Origin of the sequence: Rathayibacter sp. AY1C4 (genome assembly GCF_002932195.1) — a bacterium.
GTDB lineage: Bacteria > Actinomycetota > Actinomycetes > Actinomycetales > Microbacteriaceae > Rathayibacter.
The window spans coordinates 1-11,935 of sequence record NZ_PSWE01000050.1 but is presented as its reverse complement, the minus strand read 5'-3'; the positions used below and the strand labels follow the sequence as shown (position 1 = coordinate 11,935).

Here is an 11,935-nt window from a genome sequence, read left to right as displayed (position 1 = left end):
GGTCCTCGCCGGTGAGCTCGCCGTCGTCGCGGTTCTCGCGCGGCGGCGCTGAGTGCGCGCCTCCTACACTCGGGTAGGTGGAAGCGGGGGCCCGGAGCGTCGTCGGTCGGGGGTGCCGGACGGCGCGCCGGAGGAGCGCCTGTGCGCGCGTTCGGCTCAGGTCGCTGATGCGCCGCGGTCCGTCGGGTACGGCGCGGGCGTCGGGGCCGCGGTCCCGTCGGGTACGGGGTCGCGGTGCGGAGGCCGCCCGTCATCGGGGATGTCGGCGGCGGTCCCCATGTTCGACCTGGGAGAGTGCCGGGACAAGAGCCGGAAGAGGACGTGTCCGCTAGCGGACACCCCGTTCCGACACTGCGGCTCCGCGGCGCTGAGCTCGCCGACGGCCGGCGTCAGCGCGGTCGGACCGGCAGCCAGCCCCGCCGGGCCGCGAGCACGCCCGCCTGGAAGCGGCTCTCGGCGCCGAGCAGCTCGAAGAGACCGGCGATGTGCCGACGGCAGGTGCGCACGCTGAGGTCCAGCCGTGCCGCGAGCGCCTCGTCGGTGAGCCCGGCGGCGAGGCCCTGCAGGATCGACCGCTGCACCGCGGAGAGGGAGGGCTCCTCCTCGGCACCTGCCGCGTGCAGGGGCGCTGCGAACTCCCACGCCGCGTCGAACACGCGCGCCAGGGTCGCCGCGAGCTCGGGGGAGCGGACGACCAGGGCGGCGCGGTCGTCCTCGTCGCGGGAGCGGGCGACGATCGCGAGGGAGCGGTCGAAGACCACCAGCCGGAAGGGCAGCGTCGGGAGGGTCCGGAACCGCGCGCCCAGCGGCTCGAGCTCCGCGACCGAGCGCCGGAGAGCCGCGTTGTCGCGGCGGCGGTCGTGGTACAGCGTCCGCCTCGCGATGCCGCGCCCGAGCAGCTCGCGGTCGACGGCGTCGCTCGCCTCGTGCCGCTCCACGCTGCTGGTGCCGGGAGCGGCGATCAGCACCTCCTCCGAGGCTCCGCGCTGCAGGTCGAGGAGCAGCCGGAGGACGGTCGCCGGGTCCTCGATCACCTCCACCTGCTCCGCGGCGGCGAGGGCGCTGCGGGCGCTCCGGTAGGCGGGGACGAGGGCCATCAGCTCGCTGCGGCGGCGGGTGATCCCGGTCTGCAGCTCGAGGAGGCGCCGCTCGTCGTCGGCGATCAGCTCGGCCAGGGCGATGTCCGGCGCGGCCGTGGCGAGCGACTCCGCCCCCGCGTGCAGCGGAGCGAGCAGCCGGAGCCCGATCAGCTCGTCGCGCGCCTCGCGGAGGCCGTCGACGGTGACGCCGAGCTCGTCCGACGCGCTCTCGAGCGACCAGTCTCCGCGCACGGACGCGTGCAGGTACAGCGCGATCGCGTTCTCGCTCAGCACCGGCGGCCCCCCGTTCTCCCGACCCTCCCGAGTGTAGGAGGCGCGCACTCAGCGCCGCCGCGCGAGAACCGCGACGACGGCGAGCTCACCGGCGAGGACCAGCGCCACCGCTCCGAACACGGCCGGGCCGACCAGCGCGGCGAGCGGAGTGAGACCGGCGTTCGCGAGGAGGGGGGCGAGGAGACCGATCACGACGCCGGTGCGGCGGGCGGGGGGCTGCCGGCGGGCGACGGCGACGACGCTCAGCGAGGTCGCGGCGGCGGCCGCGAGCACGAGCACGAGGACAGCCGCGGGGTGCGGCTCCCCGAGCAGGAGCAGCGCGGCCAGCGCGGCCCAGGCGAGGGCGCCTCCGGCGGCGACGGGGCCGAGGTGCGGGGTGGCGGCGGGTGCAGTGGCGGTCATGGTGCGTCCTCTCGTCGTGGTCCTCAGAGCCTCGCGGAGGCCCGTCGGCGGCACCAGATCAGCATCCGGGCACGGCAGCATCCGGACATGCGGCGGACCCCCGGCTCCGCGCGGGGCGGAGGGTCGGGGGCCCACGGGACGTCCGGACAGGCTCCGGCCGTGGCAGCATCCGGTCAGCCGGCCTCGCGCAGCCTCCCGCCGGCGAGGTGGAGGCTGCGCTGCGCACGGCGCGACAGCGGAGTGGTGGGTGTCGTCGGCTCCTGCTCCCCGGGCGCCCGCTCTTCCCGGGGCGGTGCCCGCGGTCGTAGGCTCGCGCTCATCCGCAACGGGAGGGGCCGACGATGACCGCCACGAGAGAGACGTCCGCCCCGCCCGAGCTCAAGCGGGTGCTCGGCCCCAAGCTGCTGCTGCTGTTCGTGGTCGGCGACATCCTCGGGACCGGGATCTACGCCCTCACCGGGCAGGTCGCGGCCGAGGTGGGCGGGGCCGCGTGGCTCCCCTTCGTGATCGCGTTCGTCGTCGCCACGCTCACCGCCTGCTCCTACCTGGAGCTGGTGACGAAGTACCCGCAGGCGGCGGGCGCCGCGCTCTACGCGCACAAGGCGTTCGGGATCCACTTCGTCACGTTCCTCGTCTGCTTCACCGTGATGGCGAGCGGGATCACCTCGGCCTCCGCCGCCTCGGGCGCCTTCGCGAGCAACTTCGCGATCGGCTTCGGGCTCGGGGACGGCGCGGGGACGCGGCTGAGCATCGCGCTGGTGTTCATGGTCTGCATCGCCCTGGTGAACCTGCGCGGTGTCGCCGAGAGCGTCGGGCTGAACGTGGTGCTCACCCTGATCGAGCTCTCGGGCCTGCTGCTGGTGATCTTCGTGTGCTTCTTCGCGGTGTTCGGCGGGCAGGCCGACTTCTCGCGGGTGGTCGCGTTCGAGGCGCCGGAGGACAAGTCGCTGCTGCTCGCGGTGAGCACCGCGACCTCGCTGGCGTTCTTCGCGATGGTCGGATTCGAGGACTCCGTGAACATGGCGGAGGAGACGAAGGAGCCCAGCCGCATCTTCCCGCGCGTGATGCTCACGGGTCTCGGCATCACCGCCGTGGTCTACGTGCTCGTATCCACGCTCGCCGTCGCGATCGTCCCCGTGGGGGAGCTGGCCGGCAACGACACTCCGCTCGTCACGGTCGTCGAGGCCGCGGCGCCCGACTTCCCGATCTCGACGCTCCTGCCCTTCATCTCGCTCTTCGCCGTGGCCAACAGCGCGCTGATCAACATGATGATGGCCAGCCGCCTGCTCTACGGGATGAGCCGCCAGGGCGTGCTGCCGCCGTTCCTGCAGAACGTGCTGCGCGGACGGCGCACGCCGTGGGCCGCGATCCTCTTCACGACGGTGATCGCCCTGCTCCTCACCGCCTACGTGTCGCGCGACCCCTCCGACCCCATCGCGGTGCTCCTGGGCGGGACCACGTCGCTCCTCCTGCTGGCGGTCTTCGCCGTCGTCAACGTCTCCGTGCTGGTGCTGCGGCGGCAGCCGGTCGAGCACCGTCACTTCCGGACCCCCACCGTGCTGCCGGTGCTGGGCACGATCGCCTGCGTCTACCTGGTGCTGCCGATCACCTCGGGACGCGACACCGCCCAGTACGGCATCGCGGGGGTGCTGCTCGTGATCGGCGTCCTGCTCTGGGTGGCGACCTTCATCGACCGGCGGGTCCGCGGCTACGCGCGCACCGCGGCGATCGCTCCGGAGGAGCTCGACGCCGATCCCGCGGAGGACGCATCGGGAGCGCACAGCGACGGCATCGGCCGGTCATAGCCGATCCATAGGAAACTCCCGATACTGGAGTCATGAGCACCCCGGCCCCCTCGAAGCACCTCGCCCCCGCGCAGCGCACCCGCCTGAAGCGGGCCGACGGGACGCCGATCCGCGTCCTCGTCGTCGACGACGAGAGCACCCTCACCGACCTGCTCCAGATGGCTCTGCGCTACGAGGGCTGGGAGGTGCGCACCGCCGCCGAGGGCCGCGCCGCGATCACGATCACCCGCGAGTTCCGACCGGACGTGATCGTGCTCGACGTGATGCTCCCCGACATCGACGGCCTCCAGGTCCTGCAGCGGGTCCGCGCGGACGGCAGCGAGACCCCGGTCCTCTTCCTCACCGCGAAGGACGCGCTCGACGACCGGATCGCCGGCCTCACCGCCGGCGGCGACGACTACGTCACCAAGCCCTTCTCCCTCGAGGAGCTGGTCGCCCGGATGCGCGGCCTCATCCGCCGCAGCACCCTGCTCGCCAACGACGCGGACGACCCCGAGGTCGTCGTGGGGGACCTGGTGCTGAACGAGGACAGCCACGAGGTCCGCCGGGGCGGCGACGAGATCGAGCTGACCGCCACCGAGTTCGAGCTGCTGCGCTTCCTGATGCGCAATCCGCGCCGCGTGCTCAGCAAGGCCCAGATCCTCGACCGGGTCTGGTCCTACGACTTCGGCGGCAAGTCGAGCGTGGTCGAGATCTACATCTCGTACCTGCGCAAGAAGATCGACGCCGGCCGCTCGCCGATGATCCACACCGTGCGCGGCGCCGGCTACCTCCTGAAGCCCGCCGACCAGTGAGCCGCACCGGCCGCCCGTCGCTCGGCGACTTCGCGACCCGCTCCGCCCTCCGCAGCTCCCGCCGCGGCCGGCGCGCGCCGTGGACTCTGCGGCGGCGGATGGTCGTCGCCGTGGTCGCGCTCGTCGCGGTGACGGCGGGCGTCGTGGGAGCGGTCAGCGTGCTCTCCGCCCGCTCGATCCTCTACGGCAGCACGGACGCGTCGCTCAGCCAGTCGGTCACGCGCCTCCAGGACTTCGACGGGCCGAGCCGCTTCGGCGGGTCGAGCGCGATCGAGCAGGCCACGACCTGCCCGAGCGGATCCTTCGGCGGCGGCCCGAGCCAGAACCTCAGCACCATCACCGCCGTCCAGGGCTCGGACGGCTCCTTCATCGGCGCCTACGTCGACGCCGACGGGGTCTGCCGGCAGTTCTCGGACCCGGCCGACTCGGTGCTCGCGGCGGCCGTCGCCGCAGGGGGCGAGGAGGCGACCATCGAGCTGCCCGGGAGCCTCGGGACCTACCGCGTGCGCGCGGCGGCGGTCGAGGGCTCCGTCGTCGTCGTCGGCGTCCCCCTGGGCGAGGTCGCCGAGACGCTCGCCTCCCTCACCTGGGTGGTCGTCGTGGTGGTGCTGCTGGCGATGCTGTTGGTCGCCCTCGTCGCCACCGCGATCATCCGCGTGGCCCTGCGGCCCCTGGAGCGGGTGGAGGCGACGGCGACCCGCGTGGCCGAGCTGCCGCTGGACCGCGGCGCCGTCGAGCTGGTCGAGCGGGTCCCGGAGGAGGACGCCGACACCCGCACCGAGGTCGGCCGCGTCGGCGCCGCCTTCAACCGCATGCTCGACCACGTCACCGGTGCTCTGGAGTCGCGGCAGGCGAGCGAGGACAAGGTGCGGCAGTTCGTCGCCGACGCCTCGCACGAGCTGCGCACTCCCCTCGCGGCGATTCGCGGCTACGCGGAGCTGCCCCGGCGCGGCGGGACCGAGCTGCCGGAGTCGGCGGCCTACTCCCTCGATCGGATCGAGTCCGCCGCCACCCGGATGACCTCGCTGGTCGAGGACCTCCTCCTGCTCGCCCGCCTCGACGAGGGCCGCGACCTCGAGAAGGAGCCCGTCGACCTGACGCTGCTCGTGATCGAGGCGCTGTCGGACGCGCACGCCGCGGGCCCCGACCACGAGTGGGACCTCGAGCTCCCCGAGGAGCCGATCGAGATCCGCGGCGACGGCTTCCGGCTGCACCAGGTGGTCGCCAATCTGCTGCGGAACGCGACCGTGCACACGCCCCCCGGCACCCGGGTCGTGGCGGCGCTCGCCGAGGAGGTGTCGGAGGGGCGGCCGATCGCGGTCGTGACGGTCACCGATTCCGGCCCGGGCATCGCGCCGGAGCTGGTGCCGGTGCTGTTCGAGCGCTTCGCCCGCGGCGACTCCTCCCGAGCGCGCACGACCGGATCGACGGGGCTGGGCCTGGCGATCGTGGCGGCGGTCGTCGACGCCCACGGCGGGCGCGTCCTCGTCGCGTCCGAGCCGGGGCGCACGAGCTTCCGCGTCGAGCTGCCGGCGGGCTGAGGGCCGGGACGGCGGTCTCCCGCCGCCCGCCCTACACCGAGACGCCCAGCCGGCGGCGCGCGTCGTCGAGGGTCCGCACCACGGCGACCACCTCGTCGAGCGGGTGCAGCGGCGACTCGGTGCGACCCTCCGTCACGTACTGCGCGACGTGCAGCGCCTCCCAGGCGAGGCCCTCGCCGCCCTGGAGCGGCGTCTCGTCGATCCACGACCCGCTCTCGGAGCCGCGGGTGAGCGTCACGCCGCCCGGCGTCCAGAACGACGGGTGCACGTCGATCCGCCCCGCCCGCCCAGCGACGCTCGCCGCGTGCCGGGTGTCGGCCAGCACGGTCGAGGTGGCCACCGACTGCACCCCGTGCGCATGGCTGCCGACGATCGTCGCGGTCGCGTCGACGCCCGTCGAGGTCATGCTGCCGGCGACGACGGTGCTCTGCGGGGTGCCCGCCACCATCGAGACGAAGGAGGAGGCGTAGACGCCGACGTCCAGCAGGCCGCCGCCCGCGAGCGCCGGGTCGAAGATCCGGCTGGAGGGGTCGAAGTCGAAGGCGGCGCCGAAGTCGGCCGAGACGACGGCGGGCGCGCCGACCGCCCCGTCGGCGAGCAGCTGCCGCACGACGTCCATGTGCGGCAGGTAGCGCATCCACATCGCCTCCATCGCGAAGACTCCGGCGTCGCGCGCGGCGTGCACCATCATCTCGGCCTCGCCCGGGGTCGGCGCGAACGGCTTCTCGACCAGGATGTGCTTGCCCGCGGCGATGGCGAGCAGCGCCTGGCGGGCGTGCTCCGAGTGCGGCGACGCGATGTAGACCACGTCGACCTCAGGATCCTCGACCACGGCCTCGTAGCCGGCCGAGGCCCGCTCGATCCCGAACCGGCTCGCGAACCGCTCCGCGCGCTCCAGCGAGCGGGAGCCCACCGAGACCACGCGCTGCCGGGTGTGCTTCTGCAGCGCCTCGACGAACGAGCCTGCGATCGAGCCGGGCGCGATCACCCCCCAGCGCAGGACGGGGGAGTCGAGGAGGGAGGGGAGTCGGGGCTCGGGGAGCGTCAGTGCCATGCGTCCACGCTAGGGCCCCGTGCCCGGCGGGGGCGAGGGGGTGCGCGGCGGTCCCCTAGGGTGTGACGGCACGCGCAGTCGCGGGCGGAGGAGGACGTCATGCCCGAGTGGTACACCCTGGGCGTCGTCGCCCTCGTGATCGTCGTGGTGGTCGTCGCGATCGTGCGCTTCCGATTCAACCCGGTGCTGGCGCTGGCCGTCGGAGCCGCCGCGATCGGCCTGCTCACCGGGCTCGGCCCCGTCGACACCGTCTCCACGATGACCACCGGCTTCGGCGAGGTGATGATGGAGGCGGGCCTCCTGATCGGCTGGGGCGTGCTCATCGGCGCGATGCTCAACGAGATGGGCGCCGTCGTCCGGCTCGTCGAGGGCCTGCTGCGCGTCTTCGGCCGCCGCGGGATCCCCTACGCGCTGGGCCTCTCCTTCGCCACCTACCTGCAGACGATCTTCGTCGACGCGCTGATCGTGATCGCGGCCCCGCTCGCGCGCCGGATCGCGCCGCGGCTGGGGCGCGCGGGCACCGGCATCGTCGCCGTGACCTTCGCCGTCGGGCTCGAGACGGGCATCGTGATGATGGTGCCCGGCTTCGCCGCGGTCGCGCTCGCGGGGCTGCTCGGAGTGCCGCTGGGCGTGATGATGCTCGGCGGATTCGCGGTGGTGGCGCCGACGGTCGTGGTCACGATCCTGCTGATGTCGCTCGCGTTCCGCCTCGGCTTCTGGGACCCGGCGCGCGACGAGCAGCTGGTCGTGCGCGACGACACGACCGGGCTCGCGACGGTGGGGGCGTCGCCCGCCGCGGACGGCGGACGGCTGCCGTCGTTCGGAGCGCGGGGGAGCGGCGGGGCGTCCTCGAGCGGAGCCGGAGCGGCATCGGGCGGCTCGTCCGGCTCGTCCGTCGAGGACGCGGCGGGTCCCGCCGAGGCGCAGGACGCCCACGCCGCCCGCGAGCGCCCGCTCCTGCTCCTCTTCGCGCCCATGCTCCTCGCCCTCCTGCTCATCGCCGCGCAGGCGGTGCTCACCGTCTCCGGGATCGAGCTGCCGGTGCTGCAGTTCCTCGGGAACCCCGTCATCGCGCTCCTCCTCGCCGTGATCGGCACCGGAGTGGTCGGCCGGTCGACCGTGGGAACCGCGCGGATGGAGGAGGCGGTCGCCAAGGGCTTCCAGGACGGCGGGCAGATCTTCCTGCTCACCGGCGTCGGCGGGGCGCTCGCCGCGGTGATCGCGCAGGGCGACCTCGGCGAGATCCTGAAGGGCTACTTCTCGACCTCGGCGACCGCGCCGCTGCTGCTCGTCTGGGTGATGGCGGCCGTGCTGCACATCGCGGTCGGCTCGGTCACCCTCTCGGCGATCACGGCGGCCGGAGTCGTCGCGCCGGTCGCCGCGACACTCGGCCTCGACCCGCTGCTGATCGCACTCGCTGCGGGCTCCGGCGCGCTGTTCTGCATCCACGTCACCTCGAACACCTTCTGGCTGCTGCAGAGCTTCCTCGGCCAGTCGGTCCGCGGCGCCCTCAAGTCCGTGACCGTCGGCGTCTCCCTCGCCTCCGTCCTCGCGCTCGGCGCCACGCTCGTCCTCTCCCTCTTCCTCTGACCGGGCCCTCCTTCCTCCTCTCGCCGGATGCCACTCGGGCACTCGAGTCGCCGGGCGAGGCGTACCGAAGAGGCATCTCGCGGAGCTGACCCGGCCGACACGTGACGGAAACATGGAGCCTCTATCTTCCTGAGAGGGTTCACATCCGATTCGGAGATCCAGACGCCGACGGGGGCCCGATCCGTTCCGTCACGCCTCGACAAGGGAAGAACTCCGCTTGAGATCTCGAACCGCCCTCGCCTCCGGATGCGCCGCGCTCGCGCTCGCCGCTGGCGGCCTCCTGGTCGCCCCGCCGGCGACCGCCACGACCGCAGCACCCGCCGACTACACCCGCGTGGACATCGTGCGTCCGCCGTCCGCTCCGATCGCGGTGCCGACCAGCTACCCGCAGCAGACCCCGCTGACCGAGGCGCCCGTCGACCCGACCGACGCCTCGCTCCTGCGCGGAGTCACCCCCTACGACGCCATCGCGCCTCAGCTGAACGCGCTCGCCGCCCGCTCCGACCGGGTCTCGACCCAGGTGGTCGGGAAGTCCGGCCTCGGCCGCGACATCTACCTGGTCACCGTCACCGCCCCCGAGACCGAGGCCGAGACGGCGCAGCAGGCCGAGTGGCGCGACCGGCTCAAGTACGAGCCCGCCGCCGCGGCCGCCGACGCCGACCTGATGGACGGCTACAAGGTGCCGGTCTGGTTCAACGGCAACATCCACGGCAACGAGTGGGAGGGCAGCGACGCGATCCTCGAGTACATCGAGGGCGTCGCCACCGCCGAGGACGCGGAGACCGAGGCGCTGCTCGAGGGCAACCGCCTCTACTTCACCGTCACCAACAACCCCGACGGCCGCGCCCTCGGCCAGCGCGCCGTCGCCGCGGGCTACGACCCGAACCGCGACATGATCACCGGAGCCACCAGCGAGGCGGCCGTGATCCGCGACCTCTCGAGCGTGCTCCAGCCCACGTACTTCATCGACATCCACGGCTACACCGGGATCCTCCAGGTCGAGCCCTGCGGCCCGCCGCACGGCGAGAACTACGAGTACGACCTCTTCCTCCCGCACGCCTACGCGACCGCGCTCGAGATCGAGCGCCGCGTCGTCGAGGCCGACGTGCCCGGCAACACCTACCTCGCCGAGGACGGCAGCGCCACCACGGACAACACCGGGAAGATCCTCATCCCCTACCGCGACATCCGCGCGGGCTGGGACGACTGGCCCCCCATCTTCGCCCCGCAGTACGTCGCCTTCCAGGGCGCGATCACCAACACGGTGGAGCTTCCGCTCGGCCGCACGGCCAACAGCACTCCGGAGGAGATCGCCCAGGGCCAGGCCAACGCGGACATCGACGTCGAGGTCGCCGGGATCGTCATGGACGCCTCCGTCGACTACATCGAGGCCAACCGCGACGCGCTCCTGAGCAACCAGGTCGCCATCTTCGAGCGCGGCGTCACCGGCGCCCCCGCCATCGAGATCCCCGCCGACGTCTCCGCGGCCGACCTGCCCGCGGGCGTGCCGACCGAGTGGACCGAGATCTGGGACGAGACCGACGTCTACACGACCGAGTACCCGCGCGCCTACGTCATCCCCGTCGACGGCACGCAGCGCTCCGTCTCGGACGCAGAGACCCTCGTCGCGCAGCTGCTCGCCCACGGCGTCGAGGTGTCGCGGACCACGGCCGCCACGAGCGTCGGAGGAGTCTCCTACCACGCGGGCACCTACCTGGTCGACATGCACCAGTCGGTCCGCGGCCTCGCCAACGTCCTCCTCGCCGACGGCAGCGACATCTCGAGCCGCGTGCCCGAGATGTACGACGTCTCGGCCTGGAGCCTCTCGCTCCTCTGGGGCGCCGACGTGCAGGCGATCGGCTCCACCACCGACGCCCTCCCGGCCGTCGGCCTGGAGCCGGTGACCGCCGTGGCTCCGGTCGGCTCCGTCCCGGCAGGCGCCGACTACCTCGCCTTCGAGCCGCGCGGCGTCCTGGAGTACCAGGCCGTCAACGCGCTGCTGGCCGACGGCGTCGCCCTCGAGCAGTTCGAGGACGGCACGATCGCCCTCCGTGCAGACGCCGCCGGGCTCGCGGCCGCCGAGGGAGCCGCCGCCGCCTTCGGCGTCGACTTCACGGCGACCACCGCCGACCGCGTGCGCGCCGAGGACGGGAAGGCGCTCGACGCCCTCCGCGTCGCCTACTCCGGCACGAACGAGGACCGCGACGCGCTGGCCAAGCTCGGCTTCGCCGACGCGGTCGCCGTCGACGCGGCCGCGCTCACCGCGGGCACCGCGACCCTCGAGGGCGCCGACGTGCTCTACGTGGGACGCGCCCTCTCCTTCACCGCGGAGCAGGCCGTGGGCCGCACCGTGGTCGAGGAGTTCCTCGCGGCGGGCGGCGACGTCGTCGGCCGCGGCGGCGCAGGAGCGGCCTTCGTGTCCGACTTCGGCCTGGCCGAGCTGACTGCGCAGACCGGCACCAGCGGCTCCAACGGCATCGTCTCGGTCGAGACGCCCGGTGGCGGCGTCCTCGGCGACTACCCGCAGGACACCGCGTTCGTCTCGCCGGCACTGTGGTTCGCCGGTTTCGACGAGTCGGTCGCGGTCGAGCAGAGCTACTCGGAGGACGGCACGTTCGTCGCCGGGCACTGGGTCGACTCCGAGGGTCAGTCCCGGAGCGACGCGGCCGGGCAGGCCTCGGCCGTCTCGTTCTCGACGGAGTCGGGCACCGAGGGCTTCCTCTTCGGCACCTCGCCGGTGTTCCGCAACCACCCGGTCGGAGCGTTCAGCGACGTCGCCCGGGCGCTGCTCGCCGTGGCGCCGGAGGGCGCCGCCGTCGAGCTGCCGGGGACCCCGGAGCCCACGCCGACGCCGGAGCCGACCGGCTCGCCGGAGCCGACCGCGACTCCCGAGCCCACGGCGACTCCTGAGCCGACCGGCTCACCGGAGCCGACCGCGACCCCCGAGCCGACGGCGACTCCTGAGCCGACCGTGACGCCCGAGCCGACCGTGAGCCCCGAGCCCACGCCGACCCCGGAGCCCACCGTCGCGCCGACGGCCGGACCGACCGCCACGGCCGCGCCGATCACCGCACCGACCGGCCCCGGCGGCCTCCCCTCCACCGGAGTGGAGACCGGCTCCTGGCTGCTGCTCTCGGGAGGTGCTGTCGCCCTCGGCCTCGGCTCGCTCCTGATCGCCCGCAGCCGTCGCCGCGAGGACCAGGAGGCCTAGCCTCCGCCTCCGGGGAGGGATCGGGCGCCCGCCGCCCGGTCCCTCCCCGTTCCCGTTCCCCGTCCCCCTCATGACTCTGCCCTCCTCATGACTCTGCCCTCCTAACGTCCCTGCTTTGACTCGGATCGGCGCGGCATGGCAGAATGAGCGCTTGTGCCTCGCGCA

At 73.6% G+C, this 11,935-nt stretch carries 8 protein-coding genes; 5 read left to right on the top strand and 3 right to left on the bottom strand.

Annotation, left to right across the window (positions count from 1 at the left end):
• Positions 1–389: 389 nt before the first annotated feature.
• Together C5C99_RS16275 and C5C99_RS16270 are read right to left on the bottom strand one after the other, a co-directional pair.
• On the bottom strand, positions 390–1,373 hold the full coding sequence (locus C5C99_RS16275) for a LuxR C-terminal-related transcriptional regulator (RefSeq protein ID WP_104247766.1): 984 nt from the start codon (positions 1,371–1,373) through the stop codon (positions 390–392).
• 48 nt (positions 1,374–1,421) lie between these two features.
• On the bottom strand, positions 1,422–1,775 hold the full coding sequence (locus C5C99_RS16270; protein ID WP_104247765.1) for a hypothetical protein: 354 nt from the start codon (positions 1,773–1,775) through the stop codon (positions 1,422–1,424).
• Between the two features lie 341 nt (positions 1,776–2,116).
• On the opposite strand from C5C99_RS16270, the gene C5C99_RS16265 reads away from it, so the two are divergent.
• Genes C5C99_RS16265 through C5C99_RS16255 form a run of 3 tightly spaced genes read left to right on the top strand, consistent with a single transcriptional unit; the run spans position 2,117 to position 5,915 of the window.
• Positions 2,117–3,580 carry an APC family permease gene (locus C5C99_RS16265; protein ID WP_104227060.1) on the top strand — a complete coding sequence of 488 codons (1,464 nt, stop codon included), beginning with the start codon at positions 2,117–2,119 and terminating at the stop codon, positions 3,578–3,580.
• 32 nt (positions 3,581–3,612) lie between these two features.
• Entirely contained in the window at positions 3,613–4,374 is a 762-nt protein-coding gene (locus C5C99_RS16260; RefSeq protein WP_104223650.1) for a response regulator transcription factor, read from the top strand.
• Positions 4,371–5,915, top strand: coding sequence for a cell wall metabolism sensor histidine kinase WalK (locus tag C5C99_RS16255; protein WP_219812137.1), 1,545 nt, complete (start codon positions 4,371–4,373; stop codon positions 5,913–5,915). Before C5C99_RS16260 ends, C5C99_RS16255 begins: the two co-directional genes overlap by 4 nt.
• Positions 5,916–5,946: 31 nt before the next feature.
• Here the strand turns inward: C5C99_RS16255 and C5C99_RS16250 are convergent, their stop codons facing one another.
• The gene (locus C5C99_RS16250) at positions 5,947–6,969 is read right to left on the bottom strand and encodes a Gfo/Idh/MocA family protein (RefSeq protein WP_104234222.1); all 1,023 of its coding nucleotides are present in this window, start codon (positions 6,967–6,969) and stop codon (positions 5,947–5,949) included.
• Positions 6,970–7,068: 99 nt separating this feature from the next.
• On the opposite strand from C5C99_RS16250, the gene C5C99_RS16245 reads away from it, so the two are divergent.
• Together C5C99_RS16245 and C5C99_RS16240 are read left to right on the top strand one after the other, a co-directional pair.
• Complete coding sequence (locus C5C99_RS16245) at positions 7,069–8,559, top strand: GntP family permease (protein ID WP_104340410.1); 1,491 nt, start codon at positions 7,069–7,071, stop codon at positions 8,557–8,559.
• A gap of 217 nt (positions 8,560–8,776) precedes the next feature.
• Positions 8,777–11,770 (top strand): M14 family zinc carboxypeptidase, encoded by a 2,994-nt coding sequence (locus C5C99_RS16240; RefSeq protein WP_104340409.1) that lies wholly within the window; start codon positions 8,777–8,779, stop codon positions 11,768–11,770.
• Positions 11,771–11,935: the final 165 nt, after the last annotated feature.

Excerpts from the sequence above, each read along its gene's own strand:
- C5C99_RS16250 (WP_104234222.1), bottom strand. The coding sequence starts at position 6,969 with ATGGCACTGACGCTCCCCGAGCCCCGACTCCCCTCCCTCCTCGACTCC.
- C5C99_RS16260 (WP_104223650.1), top strand. The coding sequence starts at position 3,613 with ATGAGCACCCCGGCCCCCTCGAAGCACCTCGCCCCCGCGCAGCGCACC.
- C5C99_RS16270 (WP_104247765.1), bottom strand. The coding sequence starts at position 1,775 with ATGACCGCCACTGCACCCGCCGCCACCCCGCACCTCGGCCCCGTCGCC.
- C5C99_RS16245 (WP_104340410.1), top strand. The coding sequence starts at position 7,069 with ATGCCCGAGTGGTACACCCTGGGCGTCGTCGCCCTCGTGATCGTCGTG.
- C5C99_RS16265 (WP_104227060.1), top strand. The coding sequence starts at position 2,117 with ATGACCGCCACGAGAGAGACGTCCGCCCCGCCCGAGCTCAAGCGGGTG.